The organism is Streptacidiphilus jeojiense, from assembly GCF_000719095.1.
Taxonomy (GTDB): Bacteria; Actinomycetota; Actinomycetes; order Streptomycetales; family Streptomycetaceae; genus Streptacidiphilus; species Streptacidiphilus jeojiensis.
This window is the reverse complement of the sequence record NZ_JOEH01000026.1, coordinates 68,647-95,427: the sequence shown is the minus strand read 5'-3', so window position 1 is coordinate 95,427 and position 26,781 is coordinate 68,647. Positions and strand designations below refer to the sequence as shown.

24 protein-coding genes are annotated in these 26,781 nt (G+C 72.6%); 15 read left to right on the top strand and 9 right to left on the bottom strand.

Features of this window, described 5'->3' with window-relative positions:
• Positions 1–10 precede the first annotated feature (10 nt).
• Positions 11–2,986 carry a CBM35 domain-containing protein gene (locus IF29_RS0130735; protein ID WP_084715243.1) on the top strand — a complete coding sequence of 992 codons (2,976 nt, stop codon included), beginning with the start codon at positions 11–13 and terminating at the stop codon, positions 2,984–2,986.
• 33 nt (positions 2,987–3,019) lie between these two features.
• On the opposite strand, the gene IF29_RS0130730 is transcribed toward IF29_RS0130735, so the two are convergent.
• Positions 3,020–3,661, bottom strand: a complete 642-nt coding sequence (locus IF29_RS0130730; protein WP_030261688.1) for a TetR/AcrR family transcriptional regulator — start codon at positions 3,659–3,661, stop codon at positions 3,020–3,022.
• Positions 3,662–3,750: 89 nt separating this feature from the next.
• Here IF29_RS0130730 and IF29_RS0130725 point away from each other — a divergent pair, with 89 nt between their 5' ends.
• Entirely contained in the window at positions 3,751–5,259 is a 1,509-nt protein-coding gene (locus IF29_RS0130725; protein ID WP_030261686.1) for an FAD-dependent monooxygenase, read from the top strand.
• A gap of 7 nt (positions 5,260–5,266) precedes the next feature.
• On the opposite strand, the gene IF29_RS0130720 is transcribed toward IF29_RS0130725, so the two are convergent.
• Positions 5,267–5,812, bottom strand: a complete 546-nt coding sequence (locus IF29_RS0130720) for a TetR/AcrR family transcriptional regulator (protein WP_030261684.1) — start codon at positions 5,810–5,812, stop codon at positions 5,267–5,269.
• Positions 5,813–5,911: 99 nt separating this feature from the next.
• Between IF29_RS0130720 and IF29_RS0130715 the strand changes: the two genes are divergently transcribed.
• Entirely contained in the window at positions 5,912–6,622 is a 711-nt protein-coding gene (locus tag IF29_RS0130715; RefSeq protein WP_030261682.1) for an MBL fold metallo-hydrolase, read from the top strand.
• Between the two features lie 31 nt (positions 6,623–6,653).
• Here IF29_RS0130715 and IF29_RS0130710 read toward each other — a convergent pair whose 3' ends face one another.
• From IF29_RS0130710 to IF29_RS0130700, 3 genes are all read right to left on the bottom strand, one after another.
• The gene (locus IF29_RS0130710; protein ID WP_030261681.1) at positions 6,654–7,685 is read right to left on the bottom strand and encodes an aldo/keto reductase; all 1,032 of its coding nucleotides are present in this window, start codon (positions 7,683–7,685) and stop codon (positions 6,654–6,656) included.
• A 120-nt stretch (positions 7,686–7,805) separates the two neighbouring features.
• On the bottom strand, positions 7,806–8,672 hold the full coding sequence (locus tag IF29_RS0130705; RefSeq protein WP_030261679.1) for an NAD-dependent epimerase/dehydratase family protein: 867 nt from the start codon (positions 8,670–8,672) through the stop codon (positions 7,806–7,808).
• Between the two features lie 91 nt (positions 8,673–8,763).
• Entirely contained in the window at positions 8,764–9,540 is a 777-nt protein-coding gene (locus IF29_RS0130700; RefSeq protein ID WP_030261677.1) for an NAD(P)H-dependent oxidoreductase, read from the bottom strand.
• Between the two features lie 130 nt (positions 9,541–9,670).
• Here IF29_RS0130700 and IF29_RS0130695 point away from each other — a divergent pair, with 130 nt between their 5' ends.
• Positions 9,671–10,564: a helix-turn-helix transcriptional regulator gene (locus IF29_RS0130695; protein WP_030261675.1), complete on the top strand. Its 894-nt coding sequence runs from the start codon at positions 9,671–9,673 to the stop codon at positions 10,562–10,564.
• Here IF29_RS0130695 and IF29_RS0130690 read toward each other — a convergent pair.
• The 4 genes from IF29_RS0130690 to IF29_RS0130675 form a co-directional block, all read right to left on the bottom strand.
• Positions 10,513–11,067: an AAA family ATPase gene (locus IF29_RS0130690; RefSeq protein ID WP_030261673.1), complete on the bottom strand. Its 555-nt coding sequence runs from the start codon at positions 11,065–11,067 to the stop codon at positions 10,513–10,515. The two genes, IF29_RS0130695 and IF29_RS0130690, sit on opposite strands and share 52 nt — an antisense overlap.
• 10 nt (positions 11,068–11,077) lie before the next feature.
• Complete coding sequence (cpt, locus tag IF29_RS0130685) at positions 11,078–11,611, bottom strand: chloramphenicol phosphotransferase CPT (RefSeq protein ID WP_232242671.1); 534 nt, start codon at positions 11,609–11,611, stop codon at positions 11,078–11,080.
• Positions 11,612–11,659: 48 nt separating this feature from the next.
• On the bottom strand, positions 11,660–13,897 hold the full coding sequence (locus IF29_RS0130680) for a HelD family protein (RefSeq protein ID WP_232242670.1): 2,238 nt from the start codon (positions 13,895–13,897) through the stop codon (positions 11,660–11,662).
• A 256-nt stretch (positions 13,898–14,153) separates the two neighbouring features.
• Positions 14,154–15,002: a helix-turn-helix transcriptional regulator gene (locus IF29_RS0130675; protein ID WP_380524827.1), complete on the bottom strand. Its 849-nt coding sequence runs from the start codon at positions 15,000–15,002 to the stop codon at positions 14,154–14,156.
• A 128-nt stretch (positions 15,003–15,130) separates the two neighbouring features.
• Between IF29_RS0130675 and IF29_RS0130670 the strand changes: the two genes are divergently transcribed.
• The 11 genes from IF29_RS0130670 to IF29_RS0130620 all read left to right on the top strand — a co-directional run bounded on the left by IF29_RS0130670 (position 15,131) and on the right by IF29_RS0130620 (position 26,777).
• Positions 15,131–16,066 carry an alpha/beta hydrolase gene (locus IF29_RS0130670; protein ID WP_030261666.1) on the top strand — a complete coding sequence of 312 codons (936 nt, stop codon included), beginning with the start codon at positions 15,131–15,133 and terminating at the stop codon, positions 16,064–16,066.
• Positions 16,067–16,203: 137 nt separating this feature from the next.
• Positions 16,204–17,673, top strand: a complete 1,470-nt coding sequence (locus IF29_RS0130665) for an FAD-dependent monooxygenase (RefSeq protein ID WP_030261665.1) — start codon at positions 16,204–16,206, stop codon at positions 17,671–17,673.
• A 52-nt stretch (positions 17,674–17,725) separates the two neighbouring features.
• Positions 17,726–18,151, top strand: coding sequence for a hypothetical protein (locus IF29_RS0130660; RefSeq protein WP_030261663.1), 426 nt, complete (start codon positions 17,726–17,728; stop codon positions 18,149–18,151).
• Positions 18,152–18,312: 161 nt separating this feature from the next.
• Positions 18,313–19,143 carry an ABC transporter ATP-binding protein gene (locus IF29_RS0130655; protein ID WP_030261661.1) on the top strand — a complete coding sequence of 277 codons (831 nt, stop codon included), beginning with the start codon at positions 18,313–18,315 and terminating at the stop codon, positions 19,141–19,143.
• Between the two features lie 13 nt (positions 19,144–19,156).
• A complete protein-coding gene (locus tag IF29_RS0130650) occupies positions 19,157–20,044 on the top strand; it encodes an ABC transporter permease (protein ID WP_030261659.1) in 888 nt (295 codons plus the stop codon).
• A 146-nt stretch (positions 20,045–20,190) separates the two neighbouring features.
• A complete protein-coding gene (locus tag IF29_RS0130645) occupies positions 20,191–21,294 on the top strand; it encodes an ABC transporter substrate-binding protein (RefSeq protein WP_030261657.1) in 1,104 nt (367 codons plus the stop codon).
• Between the two features lie 58 nt (positions 21,295–21,352).
• Positions 21,353–22,420: an LLM class flavin-dependent oxidoreductase gene (locus tag IF29_RS0130640; RefSeq protein ID WP_030261655.1), complete on the top strand. Its 1,068-nt coding sequence runs from the start codon at positions 21,353–21,355 to the stop codon at positions 22,418–22,420.
• Positions 22,417–23,076 (top strand): cysteine hydrolase family protein, encoded by a 660-nt coding sequence (locus tag IF29_RS0130635; protein WP_030261653.1) that lies wholly within the window; start codon positions 22,417–22,419, stop codon positions 23,074–23,076. Before IF29_RS0130640 ends, IF29_RS0130635 begins: the two co-directional genes overlap by 4 nt.
• Entirely contained in the window at positions 23,073–24,407 is a 1,335-nt protein-coding gene (locus tag IF29_RS0130630) for an NtaA/DmoA family FMN-dependent monooxygenase (RefSeq protein WP_030261651.1), read from the top strand. Before IF29_RS0130635 ends, IF29_RS0130630 begins: the two co-directional genes overlap by 4 nt.
• A 16-nt stretch (positions 24,408–24,423) precedes the next feature.
• Positions 24,424–26,229 carry an MDR family MFS transporter gene (locus IF29_RS0130625; RefSeq protein WP_198037595.1) on the top strand — a complete coding sequence of 602 codons (1,806 nt, stop codon included), beginning with the start codon at positions 24,424–24,426 and terminating at the stop codon, positions 26,227–26,229.
• Positions 26,230–26,234: 5 nt separating this feature from the next.
• Complete coding sequence (locus IF29_RS0130620) at positions 26,235–26,777, top strand: flavin reductase family protein (protein WP_051726240.1); 543 nt, start codon at positions 26,235–26,237, stop codon at positions 26,775–26,777.
• Positions 26,778–26,781 lie beyond the last annotated feature (4 nt).

Below are 26,781 nucleotides of genomic sequence, written 5' to 3'. Positions count from 1 at the left end.
CAGGAGCGTCATGCCCACCCCACGTGACGGCAGACCGCACACCACCGCACTGCTCACCGCGGTGTCCACCCTCATCGCCCTGCTGATGGCCCTGGTCGCCTGGTCCGCGCCGACGGCCTCGGCCGCGACCACCACCTACGAGGCCGAGTCGGCGGCGCTGTCCGGCGGCGCCGTGGTCGGCACCGACCACACCGGCTACACCGGCACCGGCTTCGTCGAGGGCTACACCGACACCGACAAGGGCAGTGCCGACACCGTCTTCACCGTCAACGCCGCATCGGCCGGGACGGCGAGCGTGGCACTGCGCTACGCCAACGGCACCAGCGCCACCATGACCCTGTCGGTGTACCTCAACGGCACCAAGGTCCAGCAGGACCAACTGACCGCCACCGCCGACTGGAACGCCTGGGCCACCCACACCGACAGCCTCAGCCTGGCGGCGGGCAGCAACACCGTCGCCTACAAGTTCGACAGCACCGACTCCGGCAATGTGAACCTGGACGACATCGCGGTGACCCCGGCCGGCGCACCGCCCGCGGGCCAGTACGAGGCCGAGTCGGCCGCACTGTCCGGCGGCGCCGTGGTCGGCACCGACCACACCGGCTACACCGGCACCGGCTTCGTCGAGGGCTACACCGACACCGACAAGGGCACCGCCGACACCGTCTTCACCGTCAACGCCTCCGGCGCCGGCAGCACACCGGTCACCCTGCGCTACGCCAACGGCACCGGCTCGGTGATGACCCTGTCGGTGTACGTCAACGGCACCAAGGTCCAGCAGGACCAACTGGCCGCCACCGCCGACTGGAACACCTGGGGCACCCATGCGGACAGCCTGACCCTCAAGGCCGGAAGCAACACCGTCGGCTACAAGTTCGACAGCACCGACAGCGGCAATGTGAACCTGGACAACATCACCGTCGGGTCCGCCACCTCCACGCCCACACCCACCCCGACGCCCACGCCGACCTCCACCTCCAGCACGCCGCCGTCCGGCCAGGCCTACGAGGCCGAGACCGCCTTCTTCACCGGCGGCCCCGCCGTCGCCACCGCCACCGCCGGCTACAGCGGCAGCGGATACCTCACCGGCTTCACCGCCCAGGGCTCCCAGGCCGTCGTCGACGTGGACACCCCGTCCGCCGGCACCTACCCGGTGGTCCTGCGCTACGCCAACTCCAGCGGCTCGGCGCAGACCATCTCGCTCTACCTGAACGGCGTCCGCAGCGGCCAGTTGAGCCTGCCCGCCGGCAGCGGCTGGCTGACGTCCACTCAGAACGTGGCGCTGCGCACCGGCCTGAACCTGGTCGGCCTGCAGACCGGCAGCGGCGACAGCGGCAACATCGCGCTGGACGACGTCACGGTGACCGGCGGCCTGCCGCTGGCCGCCACCGGCGCCACCGTGCCCTACACCGAGTACACCGCGACCTCCTCCGGGGTGAGCACCAACGGCACCGTGCTGCCGTACAGCACCACCTACCCGAGCCTGCAGGCCGAGGCCACCGGCCGCCAGGCCGTGCAGCTCACCTCCACCGGCCAGTACGAGCAGATCACCCTCAGCAAGCCGGCCGACTCGATCGTGCTGCGCTACTCGATCCCGGCCAACAGCGACGGCTCCACCGCCACCGCCCCGATCGCGCTGTACGCCAACGGCAGCAAGGTCCAGGACCTCACCCTGACCACCCAGTACTCCTGGCTGTACGGCGGCGGCTACTACGACACCCGCTCGCCCAGCAGCGGCGCGGCGCACCACTTCTACGACGAGACCCGCGCGCTGATCGGCAACTGGCCGGCCGGCACCGTGCTGAAGCTGCAGAAGGACGCGGCCGACACCGCCTCCTCCTACACCATCGACGCGGTGGACACCGAGCAGGTCGACCCGGCCCTCACCATGCCGGCCGGCTACGTCTCGGTCACCGGCTACGGGGTCACCCCCAACAGCGGCGCCGACGACACCTCCGCCGTCAACAGCGCGCTGGCCGCCCTGTCCGGTACCGGCAAGGGCCTGTGGTTCCCCAGCGGGACCTACGACATCTCCGGCCAGGTCAGCCTGGACAACGTGTCGGTGCGCGGCGCCGGCGAGTGGTACACCGTCATCCGTTCCACCGCGGTCAACGGCTCCGGCGGCCTGTTCGCCACCGGCGGCACCGACCAGATCGCCGACCTGACCATGGACGGCGACCAGACCAGCCGCAACAACGACTCGGGCGCGGCCGGGATCGAGGGCAACTTCGGCCCCGGGTCGCTGATCTTCGACGTCTGGGTCGAGCACGCCAAGGTCGGCATCTGGACCGACTCGGCCAACGGCCTGTACGTCTCGGGGGCACGCGTCCGCGACGTCTTCGCCGACGGCGTCCACTTCAACGGCGGCTCCGACAACTCCCGGGTGGACCAGAGCGTGGTCCGCAACACCGGCGACGACGAACTGGCGCTGGACACCGAGGGCGGCAACGTCACCGGCGACGTGCTGGCCTACAACACGGTCCAGAGCCCGATCCAGGCCAACGGCATCGGCGTCTACGGCGGCGGCGACAACACCGTGGAGGACAACACCGTCGCGGACACCGTGGCCTTCGGCTCCGGCGTCACCATCAGCACGGCCTTCGGCTCGGGCTTCACCGGCCCGACCTACGTGCTGGACAACACCCTGACCCGGACCGGCTCCTACAACTCCAACTGGTCCTCCTCGCTGGGCGGTCTGTGGATCTACGCCAACCAGTCCGACATCACCCAGCCGGTGACGGTCAGCGGGAACACCATCAGCAGGAGCACCTACGAGGGCGTACTGCTCAGCTACGCGCACCAGATCAGCAACCTGGCGCTGACCAATGACGTGATCAACGGCGCCGGCACCTACGGCATCAACATCAACGACGTCACCGGCAGCATGACCGCCACCGGCGTCACCGTCAGCAACACCGCCTCCGGCGGCCTCAACAACCCCGGCGGCTACACCATCACCCGCGGCAGCGGCGACTCGGGCTTCTAGACGCCCCGTCAGCAGCCTGGGCTCGCGGGCCGGTCAGTGCCGCGAGCCCAGGTCCCGCAGTCCGTTCTCCAGCAGTGCGAACCCCTGTTCCGCGTCGGCCACCGCGCCCGCCGAGCGGGAGTCGGCCGACTCCCCGCGGGCCAGGTGGTCGGCGTTGTCCTGCGCCAGCGTCCAGCGGACTCCGACGATCTGGACGGCGGCCAGGCGGGCGGTGAGCTCCGGGGTGTCAGCGGTCTCCTGGAGGGCCTGGGCCAGGGCGCGTTCGGCGGCGGCCTTGAAGCGGTCCATCCGGGCCACCAGTGTGGGCGCGTCCAGGATCATCCGGGTGAGCCTGAGCACCTGGGGATGGTCGTTGAGCCCGGTGATCGGGTCCCGCTCGCGCAGTCCCGCGAGGAAGTGCTCGCGCACCGCGGTCAGCGGCGTGGTCCCCGGCCGGCGGGCCCTGACGACGCGGGCGAGTTCGGTCTCGTGGTCGGCGAGCCGGTGCACCACCAGGTCTTCCTTGGTGGGGAAGTAGGCGAAGAGGGTGCGTTTGGACACCTCGGCGGCCTCCGCCACCTCGGCCACCGAGACCTGGTTGAAGCCGCGTTCGAGGAACAGCGCGATCGCCGCGTCGGAGATCGCCGCGTGGGTGCGCTGCTTCTTCCGCTCCCGCAGTCCTGGCTTGCCGTCCACGGCGTCCACCGTAGCAGAGAGCTGCCCCGGGACGATTTCTGCACCTGGTGTACATTTGCTTCGAGTGCGAGAGATGAGGCGGAGCGAGGATGCTGACCGAAATCGAGACCGAGGTCGTGGTCGCGGGCGCCGGCCCGACCGGACTGATGCTGGCCTACGAACTGGCCCTGGCCGGGGTGGGCACCCTGGTGCTGGAGCAGCTGCCGCAGCGCATCGAGCAGGTGAAGGGCGGCGGGATCCAGCCCCGCACCGCCGAGCTGCTGGAGTCGCGCGGACTGCTGGAACCGCTGCTGGAGCGGGCGGCACCGCGCGACGGGGTCGGCGGCCACTTCGCGGCCCTGCCGGTACCGCTGGACTGCACCCCCTGGCGGACCAGGCACCCCACCCCGATCGCGATCGGGCAGTGGGAGATCGAGGAGGTGCTGGAGGAGCGGGCGACCGCCGTCGGCGCCCGGGTGCTGCGCGGCGCCGCCGTCTCCGGGGTCAGCGCGGACGACGAGGGTGTCGTCGTGACGGCGGACGGGACCCGGGTGCGGGCCCAGTACCTGGTCGCGTGCGACGGCGGGCACAGCACGGTGCGGGCCCTGCTCGGCCTGCCGTTCCCCGGCAGGCCCGGGACCCATCAGGCGGTGCTGGCCGACCTCCGCCTGTCCGCCGTCTCGTCGCTGGTCCCGCAGCAGCTGGGGCACATGAGCACGTTGATGCGCCAGGCGGGCGGCTACTGGGCGATGACGGTCCCGCTCGGCGGCGACCGCTACCGGGTCACCTTCGGCCGCGTGGACGACCAGGTCGAGATCGACCGCGGCAGCCCGGTCACCCCCGAGGAGATCACCGCCGCCCTGCAGACCCTGTACGGCCCGGAGACCGTCCTGGGCTCGGTCGACAACGCCTCGCGGTTCAGCGACGCCACCCGGCAGTTGGAGCAGTACCGCGCGGGCCGGGTGCTGTTCGCCGGCGACGCCGCGCACATCCACCCGCCGCTGGGCGGCCAGGGTCTCAACCTCGGCATCCAGGACGCGTTCAACCTGGGCTGGAAGCTGGCGGCAACCGTCCAGGAACGGGCGCCGGACGGCCTCCTGGACAGCTACCACCTCGAACGGCACCCGGTCGGCGCCCAGGTCCTGCACCACACCTCGGCGCAGCGCGTCCTGGCGGACCCCAGGCCGAGCGAGGACGTGGTCGCGCTGCGGGACATCTTCGTCGACCTGCTGCGCCTGCCCGACGCCAACCGCCACATCGCCGGGCTGATGTCCGGCCTGTCGCTGGGCTACCCGCTGCCGGGCGCCCATCCGCTCACCGGGCAGCGCATACCGGACGCCGACCTGGTCACCGAGAACGGCCCGGTCCGGCTGTCGGCGCTGTTCGGCTCGGGCCACGCCGTGCTGCTGGACCTGGCCGGCGCCGTCCCGGCCGGGCTCGGGCTCCCGCCCCGGGTCGACCTGGTCCGTGCCGTGACCGACGACGACCTGGGCGCCGCCGCGCTGCTCATCCGTCCCGACGGCTACGTCTGCTGGGCCTCCGACAGCTCCGACGTCCTCGCCGGTGACCTGCTGGCGGCCGTCGGCGACCACCTCCAGAGGTCTGCGCCGGGCGCCTGAGCGGCGGTCATCCGGCCGGCAGTTCCGCTCCGCTCACCAGCGCCTGGCGCAGCCGGGCCAGGCCGTAGGCGAAGGCGCGGTCGACGTCCCCGCCGAGCCGGAAGGAGCCGCCCAGTTCCATCCCGATGAAGCCGGTGGCCCATGCGGTGACCAGGCGTGCGGCCTCCAGTGCGTCCTCCTCGCCGGCGAGTTCGGCGGAGGCGTGCAGGATCGGGACGGCGGCGCGGGCCAGCGTCTCGGGCGGGGTGACCACCGAGAGCATCAGCCGGAAGCCCTCGGGCCGCTCCCGGGCGAACCCGCGGTATCCGTGCGCCAGCCCTTCGAGCGAGCCGTCGGTGGTCTCCAACCGGACGATCAGGTCGTCGACGGTGGCCTCGGCCACCGCGGCCTGCAGCGCCGCGCGATCGCGGACATGCTTGTAGAGGGAGGGAGCGCGCACCCCGACGCGTTCGGCGACGCCCTGCATCGTCAGTCCCTGCTGGCCGCCCGACTCCAGGAGGTCCTGGCCCGCCGCGACGATGGCGCTCAGCGAAGTCTTCTCAGGAGTCGGCACCGTCCGCCCTTTCCGTTCCGCACCCAAAAGCTATTGACCGTAGCCATCAAGGCTACATATCGTAGCCATCGTATCGTCCGGACCCGCGAAGGGGGAACCATGAAGCTCGCTCCGCACCTGCACCGCCTCGGCAACGACGTGGTCGCGTGCTATCTGATCGACACCGACGAGGGCATCACCCTGGTCGACGCGGGTCTGCCAGGGCACTGGAACGACCTGCAGCGCGAGTTGCGCACTCTGGGCAAGACCGCCGACGACATCCGCGGGCTGGTGCTGACCCACGGGGACTCCGACCACATCGGCTTCGCCGAACGGCTGCGGCACGACCACGGGGTGCCGGTCTTCGTCCACGCCGCCGACGCGGTGCGCACCCGCACCGGCGAGAAGCCCAAGACGGCGATGGGCCCGATGCGGGTCGGCCCCACCGTCGGCTTCTTCAGCTACTCCATCCGCAAGAACGGCATGCGCACCAAGTACGTCAGCGAGGTGGTCGAGGTCGCCGACGGCGACACCCTGGACCTGCCCGGCAGCCCGGTGATCGTGCAGATGCCGGGGCACTCGCCCGGCAGCGTCGCCGTGCACGTGCCGCTCGCCGACGCGGTCTTCGTCGGGGACGCCCTGACGACCCGGCACGTCCTCACCGGACGCACCGGGCCGCAGCCCGCACCGTTCACCGACGACCCGGCCGAGGCGATCGCCTCGCTGGAGCGGCTCGCCCAGCTCAAGGCCTCCTGGGTCCTCCCGGGCCACGGCGCCCCCTGGAACGCCTCGCCGGCCGAGGTGGCCGAGGCAGTCAGGCAGGCCCGCTGACGCCGGCCCCGACCGGAGCGTGCCGCACCCGTCAGGCGGAGCCGGGCAGGGTGCGCGAGCGCTGCTGGACGCCGGGGACGCCGTAGGGGTAAACCGAGACGACCGGCGCGCTCGCTTCGTCGAGCCGCTCCGTCTCCTTCTCGGACAGGTGCAGCTCGGCGGCGGCGAGGTTGTCGTCGAGCTGTTCCAGGGTGCGGGCACCGAGGATCACCGAGGTGACGGCGGGCCGGTCCGCGACCCAGGCCAGTGCCACCTGCGACAGCGGCACCCCGCGGCCCTCGGCGACCTCCCGCAGCGCGTCGATGACCTGCCAGGTGCGCTCCTGCGCGTTGCGTGCGGCGTAGGCCTCCATGCCGCGCCCCGGGTCCTCGCCCAGCCGGGTCGCACCGGTCGGGTCCTGGTCGCGCCGGTACTTGCCGGTCAGCCAGCCGCCGGCCAGCGGCGACCACGGCAGGATCCCGATGCCCTCGTTGCGGCAGACGTCCACGAGTTCGAACTCGATGTCGCGAACCAGCAGGTTGTACTGCGGCTGCAGCGTCACGACCGGCGCCAGACCGCGGAACCGGGCCAGCAGCGAGGCCTTCTGCAGCTGCCAGCCGAGGAAGTTGCTGACGCCCGGGTAGCGGATCTTGCCGGCGCGCACCGCGTCGTCGAAGAAGCCGAGCGTCTCCTCGATCGGGGTCAGCGGGTCCCAGGCGTGGGCCTGGTAGAGGTCGACGCTCTCGACCCCGAGCCGGCGCAGGCTGGCGTCCAGCGCCCGGGTCAGGTGAGTGCGCGTCAGACCGGCGTCATTGGGCCCCTCCCCCATCGGGAAGCGCCCCTTGGTCGCGATGACCAGGCGGTCCCGCATCCCGGGCCGGGCCGCCAGCCAGCGGCCGATGATCTCCTCGGACACCCCGCGCGAGTAGACGTCGGCGGTGTCGACGAAGTTGCCGCCCAGCTCGACGAACCGGTCCAGCTGGGCCCAGGACACCTCCTCGCTGCTCTCGTTGCCGAACGTCATCGTGCCCAGGCACTGGGTCGAGACCACCGTGCCGGTGCTGCCCAAAGTGCGGTACTCCATCGGTCTTCCTCCAGGGTCGGCATGCGGTTCCGAGTCTGCCCACCCGGAATTGAGCTGTCCAACAGCAAAATCTGATGCCTTTGAGCACCAGCCTTGCTGAATCGGAGGCCGCCCCGGCGCCTACCGGCCGCCGACCTCGTCGCGCCAGCTGTGGACCGGGTGGTAGCCCAGCACCCGCCGGGCCTTGTCGATGGAGAGCAGCGTCTCGTTGGGGCCGAAGGCGCGCCGCCGCGGCACGTCCGGGTAGACCGCGTCGAGCAGTTCGTCGTTGCTCCGCGACATCACCGTGTCCGGGCTGGCGATGATGAAGACGTCGGCCCCGGTGGCCTGGTGGTCCAGCGCCAGCCGCACGGCCCGGGCCCCGTCACGGGCGTCGATGTAGCCCCAGAGGTTCCAGCTGCGCAGCGTCGGATCGGCGTCGTAGGAGGGGAAGGCGGCGTAGTCGGCGACGTCCATCACATTGGAGAAGCGCAGTCCGATCATCTTCAGTTCCGGGTCCCAGCGGCAGAACTGGGCGGCCATCTGCTCCTCCAGGTGCTTGCCGAGGGAGTAGGTGCTCTCCGGGCTCGGCGGGTACTCCTCGTCCGCCGGAACGTACGGCGGCGGGGTGTCGAAGGGCAGCCCGAGGACGGTCTCGCTGGACGCCCATACGACGTTGCGGATCCCGGCGACCCGGGCGGCGGCGAACACGTTGTAGCTGGCCGGCACGTTGTTGGCGAAGGTCGCCGCGTCGGGGCGCAGCCCGGGGGCGGGGACGGCGGCGAGGTGCACCACCGCGTCCACCCGCCGGTAGCGGTCGTCGACCCCGGTCAGCGCTCCGACGACCTGTCCGAAGTCGGTCAGGTCGACCTTGACGAAGGGGCAGATCTGCTCGGCCGGCGCGGTGGTGTCGACATTGACGACCTGCCAGCCGTTGGCCGCCAGCTCCCCGATCACGGCTCGGCCGAGTTTCCCGCTGCCCCCGGTGACGACGACCCGTCCACTCATCTGTGCTGCTCCCCTTGCTCCGTGCGGGACCCGGCGCGAGTGCCGTCCCGCGACTGTTCTACACCAGCGCGGGACGGCACTCACGGGACGGTCAGGGCCGGTCCGGGCCTGCGGTGTGCAGGGCGAATCCGCTGCTGTCGGGGGTTTCCGTGCCCGGGGCCAGTTCCGAACCGTCCGGGTGGGTCAGGCCGGTGTAGTCGCCGCCGGACTCGGGGCGGTAGCGGATCGGCTCGGCGGTGAAGGCGGTCGCCAGCCGTCGCCGGTAGCGGTCGGCGATCCCGGAGTACTGCCGGTCGTCCAGGTGGACGGCGCTGGGCTCGACGAACGGCGGCAGTACGTCGAAGCCGGTGAAGAACAGCACGCCGTGGTTGATCGGGAACAGCAGGTCGGCGATGGGGCCGTTGACGCCGCGGTCGGTGTAGTGGCCGGCCCTGCCGCCCACGGTGGTGGCGACCATGGCCCGCTTCCCGGCGAACGGGCCGGCACCGTAGCGCGGTATCCCGGCGCCGTAGGCGAAGTCGTAGCAGAACACCCGGTCGATCCAGCCCTTGAGGATCGCGGGCACGGTGAACCACCACAGCGGGAAGTGCAGCACGACCAGGTCGGCGTCGAGCAGCTTCTGCTGTTCGACGCGGATGTCCTGGGCGAGCCGACCGGATCCGTAGGCCGTACCGGAGGCGTGCATGAAGTCCGGGCCGGTGATGCCGTCGAAGTCGTCGAAGCCGGCCGCCGCCTGCCACTTCATCGCGTAGAGGTCGGAGACCACGACCTCGTGGCCGTCCGCGCGCAGGGCCTCGACGGCGAGGTCCTTCAGCGAGGCGGTCAGCGAGTGCGGGTCGGGGTGGGCGTGGACGATGAGTACGTTCATGCCGAGGATCCTGCGCCCGGTACCGGGCACCGTTCCAGAGTCTGCCGGACGGTCGGACACCGGTTCCTGGGTCTGGCAGGACCACCCTTGTCGCGGCCGCTGCCAGCGGCCCGCACGCATACTGGGGCGCATGGATGATCTCGGGGACCTGGGCACGTTCCTGCAGTCGCGGCGGGCGCACGTGCCGCCGGAATCGGTGGGCGTGGTGGTCCTGACCGCCCGTCGCCGGGTGGCCGGTCTGCGCCGCGAGGAGCTGGCGCAGTTGGCGGGCGTGAGCGTCGACTACTACACCCGGCTGGAACAGGGCCGGGCGACGCAACCGTCGGAGCAGGTGCTGGACGCGCTGGCGCGGGCGCTGCGACTCGACGACGCGGCCCGCGACCACCTGCACCGGCTGGCCGGGCAGCGCAGCAGCCGGCCCCGGCCGGCCGGCACCACCGACACGGTCCGGCCGCAGCTGCGGCAGATCCTGGACACGGTGGCGGACTACCCGGCGATGATCCTCAACCACCGCATCGACGTGCTGGCGTACAACCGGATGGCCGGTCTGCTCTACTGCGGCCTGGACCAGGTACCGGTCGAGGACCGCAATCTGGCCAGGATGGTCTTCCTCGACGCCGACCGCTTCCACCTGTACGCCGACCGGTCGTCGTGCACCGCCGACACCGTGGCCCAGCTGCGCCACGCCGCCGGCGAGTTCCCCGCCGATCCGCGGCTGGCCGCGCTGATCGGCGAACTGTCCATCGGCAGCCGCCGGTTCAGCGAGCTGTGGGCCGCCGCCGAGGTCAGCGTGCGCGGTCACGGGCCGCTGCGCTTCCACCATCCGGCAGTCGGCCCGATCACCCTGCACCAGGAGCGCTTCACCCTGCCGGACGGCTCCGGCCAGGAGCTGATCACCCTGGCTCCGGAACCGGACAGCAGTGACCAGGACGCTCTTCGGCTGCTCGCCGGCCTCGGCGTCGGGGACGGTGATCAGCCAGGACCGTCGACGAACGCCAGGACCTCCTCCAGCGCCGGGGTGTAGCCGTCGGAGGTGTCGACCTCGATCCAGGGTGCGTCCAGCGCGACCCGGACGAAGGCGTCGTGGACTGCGGCGTTCGCCGCCGGGTCGTCCGGGCGGGGATCCGCGTGCGCGCGGCGCACCGGGTTGTCGGCGCCGCGGCGCAGTTGACGCTGCCGGGCCAGTTCCGCGGGGACGGTGCAGTGCACGATGCGGATCCGCGCCAGGTCGCGCAGCGGTTCCAGGCCGGGGCGCCACAGCCGGTCCTGGAACGCCGCCTCGGCCACCACGGTCACCCCGGCCCGCAGCAGCAGTTCCAGGACGCCGAAGAAGGTCGGCAGGGTGCGCAGGCTCAGGGCGTCGGCCGGCCCCGGCACGAATCCCTCGGCGGCGTGCACCATGCCCTCCTTGATCTCGTCACGGCAGATCGCCGGGCAGCCGACCCGTCGGGCCAACGCGTGGGCGAAGGTGGTCTTGCCCGATCCGGGCGGACCGCTGACGACGACCAGCGTGGGACGTGAGGTCATCGGCCCGCCCCTACCCGACCCGGGCGGCGACGGCCCGGGCGCAGTCCAGGGACTCCGTGCGGGTGGTGTCCAGCTCCAGGTCGTAGACCACGCCCCGGTGCACCGCCTCCGCCTGCGCCGCGGCCATCCCCCGGGCCCGGTCCCCGCGGGCGACCTCGCGACCCGCGGCGACGGCACTCTCGCAGCGGACGCCGACCCAGAGCACCTCCAGTCCGGCCAGGGCCCTGCGCCAGCGCTGCTGGGACGCCGCGCCGCCGAGGAAGACGTCGTCGACGATCACCCGGGCGCCGGCCCGGGCCGTCGCCGCGACCCCCGCCATCCAGGCCGCCTCCAGCTCCCGGAACTGCGCGCCGACCGTCACCCCGCCGTCCTCGCCGAAGGCGATGCCGCCCTCCGTGGTCCGCATGGACGGAGGCAGCGCCTCCACCAGCGAGTCGATCGCGGCGGCCAGCCACGGATCCGGCAGCACCACCTGCAGGCACCGGAGGATCCCGGACTTGCCCGAACTGGACCCGCCGTTCAGAACGATCACCTGAGTTGTCACCGGATCACGGTACGGGCTGCCCGCCACGGTTCGCTGCCCGCCACGGCCTCAGCGGGGGTCCAGGCCCTGCAGCATGGCCGGCAGGTCCCCGCTGTGCAGCACTCCCAGGCTCCTGGTGGCGCGGGTGAGGGCGACGTAGAGGTCGTTCACGCCGCGGCTGTGCGCCGCGAGGATCTCGGCCGGCTCCACCACCAGGACCGCGTCGAACTCCAGTCCCTTGGACTGCGCCGCCGTCATCAGGACCACCGGCGAGTCCAGGGCCGACGGGCCGTCATGGACGGTGACGCCGTCCAACCCGGCCAGCGCGTCGACCAGTTCGGCCGGCCAGGACGGGGCGTGGATGACCGCCATCCGGCCGCCGTCCAGCGCCGTGACCTCCGCCTCGACGGCCGCACGCAGCGCCGCCGCCCGGTCGTCCGCCGGGATCCGCAGGCTCCAGGGACGGGTCCCGCCGCTGCGCACCGCGCTGGGGGCCGGCAGCGCCGGGTCGACCGCTCGCAGCACGCCCTCGGTGACCCGCATGATCTCGGCCGGGGTCCGGTAGTTGACGGTCAGTTCGACCGTGCGCCAGCGCCCGGCCGTGTACTCGTCCAGCGCCTCCCCCCAGGAGCTCAGCCCGGCCGGTGCGCCGGTCTGCGCCAGGTCGCCGACGATCGTCATGGAGCGCCCGGGGCAGCGCCGGGCCAGCAGCCGCCAGTCCATCGCGGACAGCTCCTGCGCCTCGTCCACGATCACATGCCCGAAGGCCCAGGTCCGGTCCTCGGCGGCGCGCTCGGCCAGCGGCCGCAGCGACTCCTCGCCCCGGTACTGACGGGCCAGCATCTCCGCGTCCATCTCGACCAGCCCCACCCCGAAGTCGTCCAGGACCAGCTTGGCGAACTCCAGCTCCCGGGCGTCGAGGGCGGCTTCGGTCCGGTGCGAGGCACTGCTGCCGGGCAGCGGGCCGAGCAGTTCGGCCGCCTCGTCGAGCAGCGGCACGTCGGCGGTGGTCCAGGGCCCCTGCTCGCGCAGCAGCGCGGCGCGTTCGGCCGCGGAGAAGTCCGGCATGGCCCGCGCCAGCAGCTCCGCGGAGCCGAACAGGGCGGTGAGCAGTTGCTCCGGGCTGAGCAGCGGCCACAGCCGGTCGGCCAGGGCCTGCAGGTCCGGCTCCTCGACCAGCGCGTCGGCCAGGTCCGCCACCTCGCCCAGGTCCATCTTGCTGCCCTGGTCCCTGGCGGCCCGGTCCCTGGCGATGCGCAGGGCCAGCTCCGAGGTGATCCGCTCGACCAGGGCGGCCCTGGCCGCGTTGTGGGGTTCGCCGGTCCGCTGCGCGGCGGCCTGCGCCCGCTCGCAGAGCGCCCGGCTGACCTCCAGCTCCTCCCGGTAGGGCGACCTGCGGCCCACGGTGACGGTCCAGGACTCCTCCGGCAGCTGCCGCAGGCCGTCCAGCGCGGCGGCGACCACCCGCACCATCCGCAGGTCGCCCTTGACCGCGGCCGCCTCCGGCGTCTCGGTATCGGTCCCGGTCACGCCCGGGTAGAGCGTGCCGATGCTGGAGAGCACGACCTCGCTCTCGCCCAGCGCCGGCAGGACCGCGTCGATGTAGCGCAGGAAGGTCGTGTTCGGCCCGATGACCAGCACACCGCTCTTGGCCAACCTGTTGCGGTGGGTGTAGAGCAGATAGGCGGCGCGGTGCAGCGCGACCACGGTCTTGCCGGTGCCCGGACCGCCCTGGACCACCAGCACGCCGCCGAGCTCGGAGCGGATCACCCGGTCCTGCTCGGCCTGGATGGTGGCGACGATGTCGCCCATCCGCCCGGTCCTGGCCGCCGTCAGCGAGGCGAGCAGCGCGGTCTCACCGCTGAGTTCGGAGCTGTCCCGGCCCTCCAGGGCGTCCACGCCGAAGGCGTCGTCGTCGAAGTCGACGACGCTCCGGCCCTTGCTCCGCAGGTGCCGTCGGCCCACGACACCGCCGGGCGCGGCGGGCGTCGCCCGGTAGAAAGGCTCCGCCGCCGAGGCCCGCCAGTCGGTCAGCAACGGCTCGTGGTCCTCGTCCGCCAGGGCGATCCGGCCGATGTACTGCCGCTCGCCGTCGGCGCCCTCGATCCGGCCGAAGCACAGCCCGTACTCGGCGGCGTGCAGTTCGGCCAGCCGGCGGGTGTGATGCACCTCCAGCGCGTCGCGCTCCAGCCGGGACTGGTAGGTTCCGCCGCTCTCCAGCAGATGGACCTCGCGCAGCCTGGTCGCCGCCAGTTCGCGCTGGGCGTCGAGGCGCCGGTAGAGCCCGGTGACGTACGCGTTCTCCACCCGCAGCTCTCCGAGGCGCCAGCCCGCCCCGGCACCGCCAACCGCATCGAGATCGGACGAGGACGATGACATGGGGACCAAGACAAGCTCCATTGACTAACCCGAGGACCTGCCGTTTCCGCAGGTTACGGCCTCGACCGTCGATTGTGCGGCAGTACCGGGGCCTTGCCGCAAGGCCCCCTCTGCGGTATAGGTTATTAGTGGCGGGGAGTGTGTTCTCCCTCCTCCGCCCCTCCTCCCTCCCGACTGCGGCAGCTCACCTGTGGCTGCGGTGCGCCGTCGCCGGGCCCAGCAGGGCGAGCAGGTCCAGCGCGTCCACGCCCGGGGAGCCCGGCGGCGGGGTGAAGACCACCAGGCGCTGGTCCTCGGCAGGCGTCAGCAGGACCTCGCAGTCGAAGACGATGGCCCCGACCTCCGGGTGCAGCACCCGCAGCCGGCTGCGCCGGCGGACGCCGACCTCGTGCTCGTCCCAGAGCCGGCTGAACTCGTCGCTGGCCGCGCGCAGCCGCTTCAGCAGGGCGGCCGACGCCTCGTCGGTGCCCCGGCGGGCCACGGCCGCGCGCAGATCGGCCACGGCCTGACGGCCGTGCTCGTCGTGCTCCTCCGGCGGGTACGCCGCGCGCACGGCAGGGTCGGTGAACCAGCGCCAGATGATGTTGCGGTCCGGCCCCTTGACCGTGCAGACGCATCCGAACAGCGCCTCCGCCAGCGCGTTCATCGCCAGCAGGTCGCCGAGGTCGCCCAGCAGCTGGGCCGGGGTCTCCCGCAGGTGGTCGAGCAGGTACTGCAGGCTGGGGCGCACATGCGCACCGGCCAGCCGCCCCACCGGTGGCGGATGGCCCGCCAGCAGGTAGAGGTGGTCCCGCTCGTCCTCGGTCAGCCGCAGCGCCCGGGCCATCGCGGCCAGGATCTGCGTCGACGGCTGCGGGCTGCGGGCCTGTTCGAGCCGCATCACGTAGTCCGCCGACATCCCGGCGAGCTGCGCGACCTCCTCGCGCCGCAGCCCGGGCGTACGCCGGTGCCGCCCCTCAGGCAGGTCGGCCTCGCGGGGCCGCAGTCGGTGCCGCGACCGGCGCAGGAAGTCGGCGAGCTGACGTCGGTCCATCTCCATGCCCCCATCATGCGACGTCAGGCGGGCCGCCGGGGGCCCGGCGGCGGTATCGGCCTAGGACGGCTGGTCCTAGGGAATCGGGTCCGATTCACAGGTCGGCGGCCCGGCGGCACGGTAGCGGCATGACTCGGACTCAGCTGGAAACCCTTCAGCACACCCTGCGCAACCGCCCCGTCGCCGACCCCGCGCCCGGCCTCGACCAGCAGCGGCAGTTCTTCGACGCCATGCGGGCGGCCACCCCGCTGCCGCCGGGCATCACCACCCGGCCCGGCCAACTCGGCGACGTGCCGGTGGTCTTCGCCGAGCCACCGGGCACCGACCGGTCCACGCCGGTGGTCCTGTACTTCCACGGCGGTGCCTACGTCCTGGGCTCGGCGGCAGCCGGGGTACCGCTGGCGGCTGGACTGGCGGCCCGCGCGGGCGGACGCGGCATCTCGGTCGGGTACCGGCTGGCGCCCGAGCACCCGTTCCCGGCGGCGGTGGACGACGCACTGGCCGCCTACCGCGGGCTGCTGGACCTCGGCGTCGAGCCCGCGCGGATCGCCGTCGCGGGCGACTCGGCCGGTGGCGGGCTGGCGGTGGCGGCCCTGGTCGCCGCGCGCGACGCGGGGCTGCCGCTCCCGTCGGCCGCCGTCGTCCTCTCCCCCTGGTCCGACCTCACCCTCTCCGGCGCCTCCGTCACCACCCGGGCCGGTGACGACCTGGTCCTCACCGCGGACACCCTGGGCCAGGGCGCCGCGGACTACCTCGGCCCGGCCGACCCCCGGTCCGCGCTGGCCAGCCCCGGCCTGACCGCGGACCTCAGCGGCCTGCCGCCGCTCCTGGTCCAGGTCGGCTCGCACGAGATCCTGCTCGACGACGCGGTCACGCTGGCCGCCCGCGCCGCCGCCTTCGACGTCCCGGTGGACCTGCAGATCCGCCCCGGACTGCCGCACGTCTACCAGCGCTTCGCCGGTACCGGCCAACTGGACCAGGCCGACGCCGCGCTGGACGCCGCGGGTGACTTCCTCCGCGGCGCGCTCGCCCCGGCGCTCGCCGCGACGGTCCGATCCGCCTGAGGCACAGGTCATCTGACGAGTCGTCACCGGGGCCGAACCGCCGGCCCCGGTCGCTTGTTGGCATCCTGCCGACAGGTCTACGGTGCGATGGCACACCCCCGCACGCCGCCGACCCGAGCCAGCAAGGGGACTGCCACGTGGATGCTGATGTCGTCATCGTCGGAGCCGGGCCGACCGGCCTGGTGCTCGCCTGCGAACTGCACCTGGCCGGGGCGCGCCCGATCGTGCTGGAACGGCTCGACCGGCCCACCGGCCTGTCCAAGGCGCTCGGGCTGCTCGGCCGCTCGGTGGACTCGCTGGAACGCCGGGGGCGGCTGGGGCACTTCCAGGAGCGTGCCGCCGTCGCGTTCCCGACCTCCGCGCACTTCGCCCTGATCCCGCTGGACGCGGGGAAGCTGGACGGCCTCGGCCTGCGCGGACTGTTCATCCAGCAGGCCGCCACCGAGGAGCTGCTGAACGAGTGGGCCCGCGAGCTCGGCGTGGAGATCAGGCGCGGCCACGAGGTCACCGCCCTGCACCAGGACGACGACGGCGTCAGCGTCGAGGTGCATGGCCCGCAGGGCCCCGGACAGCTGCGGGCCCGCTACGCGGTCGGCTGCGACGGCGGCACCAGCGTCGTCCGCAAGGCGGCCGGGATCGAGTTCCCGGGCATCCCGCCCACCTTCCTACTGCGCCTGGGCGACGTCACCCTGGAAGGCGATCTGACGCCCCAGGACATCCCAGACGTGCGGGTCCCGCTCATCCCGCTCGGGGCCGGCTACTACCGCGTGATCATCACCGAGCCCTACCCCGCCGACCTGGACCGCGACGCCCCGATGACGCTGGACGAGCTCCGGGCCGCGATCCGCAGGGCGAACGCCGGCAGGGACCTGCCGATCAGCGGCGCCCGGTGGCTCTCCCGGTTCACCGACTCCAGCCGCCAGGCGGCGCGATACCGCAGCGGCCGGGTCCTGATCGCCGGCGACGCGGCCCACATCCACCTCCCGGCCGGCGGACCGGGGCTGAACACCGGTCTGCTGGACGCCTTCAACCTGGGCTGGAAGCTCGGCGCCACGGTCGCCGGCTGGGCACCGCCGGCCCTGCTGGACAGCTACCACAGCGAGCGGCACCCTGAGGGCGAGCGCGTCCTGCTGCACACCCGCGCCCAGGGCACGCTGATGGGCGCGGGCGCGGACGCCAGGGTCGCGGCCCTGCGTGAGGTCCTCGGGCCGCTGCTGCAGTACCGCGAACCGCTGCGCCACCTGCTCAACCTGATGTACGCGCTGGACACCCGCTACGACACGGGCCCGGCCGACCGGCACCCGCTGGCCGGCCGGTGGGCCCCCGACCTCGCCCTCACCACGCCCTCGGGGATCACCAGCACGGCTGAGCTGCTGCACCCCGCCCGCGGTGTCCTGCTCGACCTCACCGGCACGGGCGCCCTGGCCGGCGCGGCGGCGGGCTGGAAGGACCGGGTCAACGTCGTCGCCGCCGACTGCCCGGAGCCGCCGGCCGCCGCCCTGCTGATCCGGCCCGACGGCCATGTCGCCTGGGCCACCGACGCCGACACCCACCCCGCCGAAGGGCTGGACCAGGCCCTGGCCGTCTGGTTCGGGGCGCCGAACTGACACCGCCCCGCTCTCCCCGGAGCCGTCCGGACCCGGACTGTATGATCACCGAATGCGCCTGACCATCGTGGATGCACCGTCCGAGTGGGGCCGTTTCGCCGACGGCTCCCTCGAGCAGCGCATGCTGCTCGCGATCAGCGCGGAGCTGGGCACCGCGCTGCGGCCGCGGCCGCTGGTGCTGGAGAACCGCAACCGGGTCGAGGTCGAGGGCATCGACGCGGACGGCCGGATCGTGGTGCAGCTGGTGGCCAATCAGGGCGCCTACAAGCCGGCCTACCGCAACAAGGTGATGGCCGACCTGTTCAAGCTGCTGTGGCTGCGCGCCGGCGTGCCCAGCGCGGAGCGCGCCGTCCTGGTGGTCACCGAGCTGCTGGTGCAGGCCCTGGGCGGCTGGGTGGCCATCGCCGCTGCCGACATGGGCGTCGAGGTGTACGTCTTCGACGGCGAGCGGGTCGCCCCGCTGCCCCGCCGGACTTAACGTTCGCGTAATCCCCGGGCCGCCTTCCGCGCAACACGGCCTGACTAGGTTCCTGCCCAAGACAACGGATTTCCGCGTGGCAGATACCGAGCTCTCGCTACGCACGCTCTCCGTCATACGAGATCGAGTACGTGCGATCGCCAATGGCGTGGAGGGTGGGCATGAAGGTGTCAGCGATCGAGTTGGACTCCGCCCGTAAGGTGTACGGCCATGGGGCGTCGGCGATGGTGGCGCTCAGCGATGTGGACCTGTCGATCGGGCCGGGCCGCTTCGTGAGCCTGATCGGACCGAGCGGCTGCGGCAAGTCGACGCTGCTGCGGCTGGTGGCGGGCCTGGAGACGGCGGACGGCGGCAGCGTCCGGGTGCACGGGGTCACCCCCGACCAGGCCTGCGCGGCCAAGCTCATCGGGTTCGTCCCGCAGACCCCGGCGCTGCTGCCGTGGCGGTCGGTGCTGGGCAACGTCACGCTCCCGCAGCGGATCAACACCGCCGCGGCCAGGCGCCGCGAGCGCATCGGCGACCTCGGCGAGCGCGGCGCCGGCAAGGCCCCGCCGGACATGCTGGAGCTGCTGCGCCGGGCCGGCCTCGGCGAGGTGGTGCACCGGCTCCCCGCGCAGCTGTCCGGCGGCATGCAGCAGCGCACCGCCATCGTCCGGGCGTTCGGCCTGCAGCCGGACGTGATGCTGATGGACGAGCCCTTCTCGGCCCTCGACGAGTTCACCCGGGAGACCCTGCAGGACCAACTGCTGGACCTGTGGGACGAGTTGAAGACCACCGTGCTGTTCATCACGCACTCGGTGCAGGAGGCGGTGCGCCTCTCGGACACCGTCGTGGTGATGGCTCCCCGTCCGGGCCGCATCGTCGACGTCATCGACATCGACCTGCCCCGCCCGCGCAACCAGCGGCTGTTCGAGCAGAGCAGCTTCCACGAGTACGAGGACCTGATCAGGGACAGACTGCACCGCGCCTGGCGGTCGGCGGATGCGGCGTGAGGGGGAGCGGAAAATGAGCATCGTCCCCGAACAGGTGGCCCCCGAACAGGCGGCCCCCGCGCAGCCGGCCGTGGCCGGCCCGCCCGCCGAGCCGTCGCGCTACAGCCTGAAGCACCCCCGCTCCCGGATCGGTTGGATCCGCCCCGCGGTCTGGCTGCCGCTGGTGGCCATGCTGGCGATCCTCGGCGCACTGTGGCAGTGGGGAGCCGCCAAGCTGCCCTACCTGCTGCCGCCGCTGCCGTCGATCGGCCGCTCCCTCTCGGACGACTTCGGCTACTACCTCAAGAACGCGGGCATCACCCTGGGCGAGGCGGCGGCGGGTCTGGCGATCAGCTTCGTCGCGGCGTTCGTGCTGGCGGTGCTGGTCAGCGAGGTACCGGTGGTGCGCAGGGCGGTCATGCCGATCGCCGTGGTGCTGAACGTGACCCCGGTGGTGGCGATCGCCCCGGCCCTGGTCGTCGCCTTCGGATTCGGGGCGACACCCAAGCTCGTCATCACCGCGCTGATCTGCTTCTTCCCGATCCTGATCAACACCACCACCGGGCTGCGCTCGGTGCCGCAGCAGGTGCTGCAGGTCTACCGGACCATGGACGCCTCCCGCCTGGAGATGCTGGCGTACGTGCGGGTGCCCAACGCGCTCCCGTACCTTTTCGCGGCGCTGCGGATCGTCAGCCCGCTGTCGGTGATCGGCGCCGTGGTGGCCGAGCTGTCCGCCTCCGGTTCCACCGGTGGCCTGGGCACGGTGATCAGCACCGCCTCGTCGATGAACAACCTGGCCGTGGTCTATGCCTCGATCTTCGTGCTCGCGCTGATGGGCGTGCTGGTGATGCTGGTCATCACCCTCGCCGAGCGCCGGGCCCTGCACTGGCACGAGAGCTCCTCGTCCGACCGGACCAAGTGACCTCCGACTGACGTCCGCTCAGGAGCCCTGCGGCGCCGGGCCGTCCACCCCACAGCGCGCCGCCCTTCCCGAACCGCCCGCGAGCCGGTGCGGCGTCCCCTCCTGCCCGCTTCCCCTTCACCCGATCACCCCTCAGGGAGTTCCGCATGCGCACGCACCTCGTCAGATCCGGCCTCGCCGCCCTCAGCACCGTCGCCATCACCTTCGCCGCCGCGGCCTGCGGCTCCTCCTCCGGCAGCACCACCACGGCCTCCACCGGGTCGGCGATCTCGGCGGCTCGCTGCGCGCAGAACAAGGCGGCCGGCACGGTCACCTACCTGTCCGGCTACCAGTTCCAGTCCTCCGCCTCCATCCTCGAGTACGTCGCCGCCAGCAAGCTCGGCTACTTCGACGACCTCTGTCTGAAGGTGAAGCTGGTGCCCGGTAGCGGTGACACCGCCCAGAACACCAAGCTGCTGGCCGGCGGCCAGGCCAGTGTCGCCGCCGTCTCCGAGCAGGACGTCATCCAGGCCCGCGCCAACGGCATCGACATCGAGGGCATCTCCTCCTACTCCGACGCCGGCCTGGACATCCTGATGACCAACCCCGGCACCACCGCGCTCACCCAGCTCAACGGCGCGGTGGTCGGCGACAAGGGCGCCATGCCGGTCAGCGTCAGGGCGATGCTGGTCAAGGCGGGGGTGAGCTGGAACAGCCTGAAGGTGGTCAAGGAGGGCTACGACCCCACCGTGCTGACCCGCGGCCAGGGCGGCCTCAAGGCGCTCACCGGCTTCATCTCCAACGAGCCGAACCAACTCGCCGCCGCCGGGCACAAGGTGACGGTCTGGCAGCCGGTGACCTACGGGATCCCCAGTTCGCTGGGCGCGATGGCGGTCAACCCGGCCTTCGCCAAGGCCCACCCGACCGCGGTCCAGGACGTCCTGCGCGCCGCCCTGCACGCCTACGACTACTGCACCACGCATGTCGCGCAGTGCGTCGGCTACGCGGCCGACCTGTCCGGGGTGACCTACGACAAGAAGCTCAACGCGGCCATCTGGACCACCGAGACCAAGGTGGTCAGCGACAACCCGACCCCCGGCCGGCCGCTGGGCGGCATCGACCCCGCGAACATCACCAAGCTCACGGACATGCTGCACACCTACTCCGTCATCCCGGCCTCGGTCACGGACCAGGACACCGCCGGATGGTTCGACGACTCCGCCGTCGAGGCCGTCTACAACGGGACCGAGCTGATCTGGCCCGCACCCTGACCCACCCCAGCACCCTCCCCACCCCACCCGCAGCACTCCACCGGAAAGGCCAGCTACCGTGCCAGCGAAGGAATACGGCATCTTCCTCCCCATCGGGAACGGAGGGTGGATGCTCTCCACCACCGCCCCGCACCCGGAGGCCGACTACGCCTGGAACCGGCGTGCGGCCGTGCACGCCGAGAACATCGGCCTGGACTTCGTCATGTCGATGGCGAAGTGGCGCGGCTTCGGCGGCTCCACCGACCACTGGGGCCGCTCCCTGGAGTCCATCACGCTGATGTCGGCCCTGGCCGAGGCGACCAGCCGGGTCAAGATCTGGGCGACCCTGCACGCCAACCTGCACAACCCCGCCGTCGCGGCGAAGATGTACACCACCCTGCAGGACATCTCCGGCGGCCGCGCCGGGGCCAACATCGTCAACGGGTCCTACGCGGCCGAGTTCGAGCAGTTCGGCGTCTGGGACCCGGAACTGACGCACGCCGACCGCTACCGGATGACCGAGCAGTGGACCGAGGCCGTGCTGCGGCTGTGGACCGAGGACTCGGTGACCATGCACACGCCCTGGTTCGACCTGACGGACTGCCAGTCCCGCCCGCACCCGGCCACCCGGCCCACCCTGATCAGCGCCGGCAAGTCGGAGGACGCCCGCGCCTTCCAGGCCAAGTACGCCGACGGCGCCTTCCTGGCCGGCGAGACCCTGGAGGAGATGAAGGAGCTCTCCCGCGACGTGCACCGGCGCGCCGCGGCCAACGGCCGGGTCTGCCGGACCTACTCGATGCTGACCGTCGTCCAGGACGAGACCGACGAGCTGGCCGCCAAGAAGGTCCAGCAGTGGAGCGAGGGCCTGGACCGCGAGGCGCTGGCGCTGATGCACACCTCCTGGGGCATCTCCGAGGACCAGGCGCGGGCCTGGGCGGCGGGCGCCGTGGGCGAGGCCGCCTTCCAGACCCCCTATGTCGCCGGCTCCGCCGACACGGTCACCGAGCACATCAAGTACATCGTCGACGAGGCCGAACTCGACGGCCTGATGCTGATCTTCCCCGAGTACGACCAGGACATGGTGCTGTTCGGCGAGACCGTGCTGCCCGTGCTGCGCGCCCACGACCAGGCGGGGGACGCCCGATGACGGATCCACGGCAGGCACAGCTGGCCCAGCTCTCGGGCCCGGGCCGCACCCCGGCGCTGGTGGTCGTCGACGTCCAGCGCGACTTCGCCGACCCGCTGCTGCTGGGCGGCTACGGCCTCACCGACCAGGCGCTGACCGCCCTGGGCGCGGCCGTCACCCGCATCGGCGACCTGGTCGGGGCCGCCCGCGAACTCGGCGTGCCGGTGGTGTGGGTCGAGCTCGGCAGCGACCCGGCCAGACCGTGGCGGGCAAGCAACTGGCTGCGCCAGGGCGACTACGACGCCCCCATGGGCCCGGACGAACCCTGCGTCCTGGGCACCCCGGGGGCCGAGTGGTACCGGGTGCGACCCGCCGACTGTGAACCCCGCGTGGTCAAGCGCGGCTACAGCGGCTTCTTCGGCACCGACCTGGACGCGCGGCTGCGCGCCACCGGCGCGAACTGGCTCACCGTCACCGGGCTCACCAGCGAGTGCTGCGTGCAGGCCACCGCCGTCGACGCGCTGCAGCACGACTGGCCGGTGCTGCTCCCCCAGGACGCCACCGCCGCCTACGACCTCGCCGTGCACCGGGCGGCCCTGGTGCAGCTGCGGCTGAACACCGCCGTGCTCTGCGACGCCGACGAGGTCGTCGCGCTGTGGAAGGAGGCGACCCGATGAGCGGCATGCACCTGGCCTACGACCTGTCCTTCACCCACACCGAGGGACGCTGGGCCCGCGCGGGCAGCTGGATCGGCCGCGACTTCCCCGACGTGCGGATGTACATGGAGCTGGCGCAGACCGCCGAGCGGGCCGGCGTCGACATGCTCTTCTTCGGCGACGGCTCCGGCGTGCCCAGTACCTGGCGCGGCAGCATCGCCCCGGCCGTCGAGTGGGGCATCCAGTGGCCCCGGCACGACATGTCGCCGGTGATCGCGGCGATGTCCACGGTCACCTCGGACATCGGCTTCGGCCTGACCTACTCCTCCACCTACATGCACCCTTTCTACGTGGCGCGCCTGCTCAACTCCCTGGACCACGTCACCGGCGGGCGGATCGCCTTCAACGTGGTCGCCTCCACCCGGGGGGCGGACGCCGCCAACTACGGCTACCAGCAGCTGCCCGACCACGATCTGCGCTACGAGCGGATGGAGGAGTTCATCGGCGTCTGCCGGGCGCTGTGGGACTCGGTCGCCCCCGACGCGATCGTCCGCGACCGCGAGTCCGGGCGTTTCGCCGATCCGGCGAAGGTGCACCCGATCGACCACGCCGGGAAGTTCTTCACCGTCAAGGGCCCGCTGGCCAGCGTGCCCAGCCCGCAGGCGCACCCGGTCATCGTGCAGGCGGGCAACTCCCCGCGCGGGATCGCCGCCTCGGCGTCCTTCGCCGACCTGATCTTCGGCTTCGGCGCCGACCTGGCCGGCCAGCAGCGCCACCGCACCCTGCTGGACGAGGCGCTGGTCCAGGAGGGACGCGACCCCGCCCGGGTCGGCATCCTCTGGGCCACCCAGGTGATCGTCGGCCGCACCGCCGCGGAGGCCCGGGCCCGGCGCGAGGCGGTGCTGGAGTTCTGGAGCGAGGAGGCGGTCGGCACCTATCTGTCGCACAACGCCGGCTACGACTTCTCCACGCTGCCGGCCTCGTTCCGGCTCGGCGAGCTCCGCGACGAGATCGTCGCCGCGCAGGCCAGCCCGGCCGGACTGGTCGGCGCACTGGTCGCCGCCTCCGGTCCGCAGACCACCATGACCAGGGCCGAGTTCTTCGAGCACGGCTGGGCCGCGGCCACCGGCCTGGACCACACCCTGGTCGGCGACGCCGCCTCGGTCGCCGACGCCCTGGAGCAGAACTTCGCCGCGACCGGCTCGCGCGGCGGCTACATGTTCGCCACCCCGCTGGCCATGCCGTCCGGGTTCGCCGAGATCAGCGAACTGCTGGTGCCCGAGCTGCGCCGGCGCGGCGCGCTCGCCCCGCGCTACCCCGGGCGCACCCTGCGCGAGAACCTGGCGGTTTGAGGTGGGCAGCACATCGGTGGGCAGCGCATCCGGCGAGCGAGTCGTCGGGGAGCGGCTGCGCAGCCGGCTGGCGCTGGGCACCCTGTGCCTGGGGTTCTTCATGCTGCTGCTCGACAGCACCATCACCTCGGTGGCCCTGCCCGCGCTGACCTCCGGACTGCACACCACCGTCCCGACGGCGCTGTGGGTCAACAGCGGCTACCTGTTCGCCTACGCGGTCCCGCTGCTGGTCGCGGGCCGGCTCGGGGACCGCTTCGGCCACCGGCGGGTCTACGTCCTCGGCCTGGCCGGGTTCACCGTCGCGTCGCTGCTGTGCGCACTGGCGCAGACCGTCGGCGCACTGATCGCCTGGCGGATGCTGCAGGGGCTGGGCGCGGCCCTGATGACCCCTCAGTGCCTGACCATCATCCGCACCCTGTTCCGGCCGCCGCGGCTGGCGGTCGCCCTGGGGATCTGGAGCGCCGTCGGCGGCGCGGCCACCGTCGCCGGTCCGCTGCTCGGCGGGCTCCTGGTCGGCGGCTGGGGCTGGCCGTCGATCTTCGCGGTCAACCTGCCGCTCGGCGTGGTCGGCGTGGTGGCGGCGCTCGTCTGGCTCCCGGCCTCCGAACGGCGCGCCGGCCGCACCCCGCTGTGGGCGATGGCCGGCAACGCCCTCGGTGTGCTGGCCCTGGTGCTGGGCATCCAGGGCACCGGCGCCTCCGGCACGGCCGTGGCCGGTGTGCCGAGGTGGCTCTGCGCGGTGCTGGGGGTGCTGCTGGTCGTCGCGGTCACCTGGCTGCAGCGCCGCTCGGGCGAGGCCGCCCTGCTGCCGGTCGCGCTGCTGCGCAGCCGGGGCTTCGTCACCGCCTCCTGGGGAGCGGCCGCCGCCGCGTTCTGCGTCGGCTCGGCCCCCGTCCCGCTGATGCTCTACCTCCAGGACGACCGGGGCCTGGGTGCCTTCGCCGCGTCCCTGACGCTGGTGCCGATGGGGTTGGGCGCGCTGGCCGGCGCGCCGCTGTCGGCCAGGCTGAACAACACGGCGGGCCTGCGCACGGTGGGGCTGGTCGGCTCGGCCGCGCTGGTGGCCTCCACCGGCGCCACCGCGGTGCTGATCGCCCTGCACGCCCCGCCCTGGTCGCTGTCGGCCGCCTTCGCGGTCTACGGGGTCGCCAACTCCGCGGTCTGGTCGCCGTTCTCGATCGCGGCGGTGACCGCGGCGCCCGCCGGGTCCGTGGGCGCCGCCTCCGGCGCCTTCAACGCCGTCAAGCAGCTGGGCGCGGTGCTGGGCAGTGCGGTCACCGCCGTGGTGGTGGCGGCGACCGGTGACGCCGCGGCGCTGGCCGTGCTGGCCGCCGCGGCACTGGTCGGCGCCGCCGCCTCGGCGCGGCTGCCGGCCGGTCGGAGCGACGCCGTCGAGGCCCTGGACGGCACGGTCGTACCCGGCTCCCGCGTCGGGCGCCGCCTCGGCTACCCGACCGCCAACATCGCCCTCGACCTCCCGGCCCGCTCCCCCGCCGACGGCGTCTACCTCGGATCCCTGCGCACCCCGTCCTGGCCGGTGCCGCGCCCGGCGCTGATCTCGATCGGCTCCAACCAGACCTTCGCCGGCCGGGCCCACACCGTCGAGGCGCATGTGCTCGACTTCGACGGCGACCTCTACGGACTGCGGGTGGAGATGACGATCCATCAGTTGATCCGCACGCAGCGGGCGTTCGCGGACGCGGACGAACTGGTCGACGCGATGCGGAACGACGAGCGCGACGCCCGGACACAGCTCGCACACCAACGTCAAGCACACCGACGGCTACGACAGGTCGCCGACCTCGGCGTCCGGACGGACTGATCGCCATGGCCTCCGCACACGAATTCACCACGGACCCGGAACACATGCGGGCCGCGTTCTCCGGCTTCCCGTCCGGCGTCGTGGCCATCGCCACCCTGGTCGGGGCCGAGCCGGTGATCATGATCGCCTCCTCCTTCACCGTCGGGGTCTCCTACCGGCCGCCGATGGTCTCCTTCGCGGTCCAGCGCGGCTCCACCACCTGGCCGCTGCTGTCCGGCGCACCGGTCCTCGGTATCTCGCTGCTCAGCGAGGTCCACGCCGGCAAGACCCGCCAGCTCGCCTCCCGCAACAAGCAGGACCGGCTCCGCGGCATCGGCACGACCGGGACCGCCTCCGGCGCCGTCTTCCTGGACGACGCCCCCTCCTGGCTGGAGTGCGCGGTCGAGCACCGCTACCCGGCCGGCGACCACGAGATCGTCGTGCTGCGGGTGCTCGCGATGAGCAACGACCACAGCAGCCACCCGCTGGTGTGGCACCGGAAGCAGCCCAAGGTCCTCCAGCCGATTCCCGGATCTGCACCCAACGGCACGGTGGCACAGGGCTGTTGAAGCC

Bases quoted from the DNA above. Each gene is read 5' to 3' on its own strand.
- IF29_RS0130735 (WP_084715243.1), top strand. From the start codon at position 11: ATGCCCACCCCACGTGACGGCAGACCGCACACCACCGCACTGCTCACC.
- IF29_RS0130725 (WP_030261686.1), top strand. From the start codon at position 3,751: ATGCTGACCGAAATCGAGACCGAGGTCGTGGTCGCGGGCGCCGGCCCG.
- IF29_RS0130715 (WP_030261682.1), top strand. From the start codon at position 5,912: ATGAAGCTCGCTCCGCACCTGCACCGCCTCGGCAACGACGTGGTCGCG.
- IF29_RS0130710 (WP_030261681.1), bottom strand. From the start codon at position 7,685: ATGGAGTACCGCACTTTGGGCAGCACCGGCACGGTGGTCTCGACCCAG.
- IF29_RS0130705 (WP_030261679.1), bottom strand. From the start codon at position 8,672: ATGAGTGGACGGGTCGTCGTCACCGGGGGCAGCGGGAAACTCGGCCGA.
- IF29_RS0130700 (WP_030261677.1), bottom strand. From the start codon at position 9,540: ATGAACGTACTCATCGTCCACGCCCACCCCGACCCGCACTCGCTGACC.
- IF29_RS0130695 (WP_030261675.1), top strand. From the start codon at position 9,671: ATGGATGATCTCGGGGACCTGGGCACGTTCCTGCAGTCGCGGCGGGCG.
- IF29_RS0130690 (WP_030261673.1), bottom strand. From the start codon at position 11,067: ATGACCTCACGTCCCACGCTGGTCGTCGTCAGCGGTCCGCCCGGATCG.
- IF29_RS0130675 (WP_380524827.1), bottom strand. From the start codon at position 15,002: ATGGACCGACGTCAGCTCGCCGACTTCCTGCGCCGGTCGCGGCACCGA.
- IF29_RS0130670 (WP_030261666.1), top strand. From the start codon at position 15,131: ATGACTCGGACTCAGCTGGAAACCCTTCAGCACACCCTGCGCAACCGC.
- IF29_RS0130660 (WP_030261663.1), top strand. From the start codon at position 17,726: ATGCGCCTGACCATCGTGGATGCACCGTCCGAGTGGGGCCGTTTCGCC.
- IF29_RS0130655 (WP_030261661.1), top strand. From the start codon at position 18,313: ATGAAGGTGTCAGCGATCGAGTTGGACTCCGCCCGTAAGGTGTACGGC.
- IF29_RS0130650 (WP_030261659.1), top strand. From the start codon at position 19,157: ATGAGCATCGTCCCCGAACAGGTGGCCCCCGAACAGGCGGCCCCCGCG.
- IF29_RS0130645 (WP_030261657.1), top strand. From the start codon at position 20,191: ATGCGCACGCACCTCGTCAGATCCGGCCTCGCCGCCCTCAGCACCGTC.
- IF29_RS0130635 (WP_030261653.1), top strand. From the start codon at position 22,417: ATGACGGATCCACGGCAGGCACAGCTGGCCCAGCTCTCGGGCCCGGGC.
- IF29_RS0130630 (WP_030261651.1), top strand. From the start codon at position 23,073: ATGAGCGGCATGCACCTGGCCTACGACCTGTCCTTCACCCACACCGAG.
- IF29_RS0130620 (WP_051726240.1), top strand. From the start codon at position 26,235: ATGGCCTCCGCACACGAATTCACCACGGACCCGGAACACATGCGGGCC.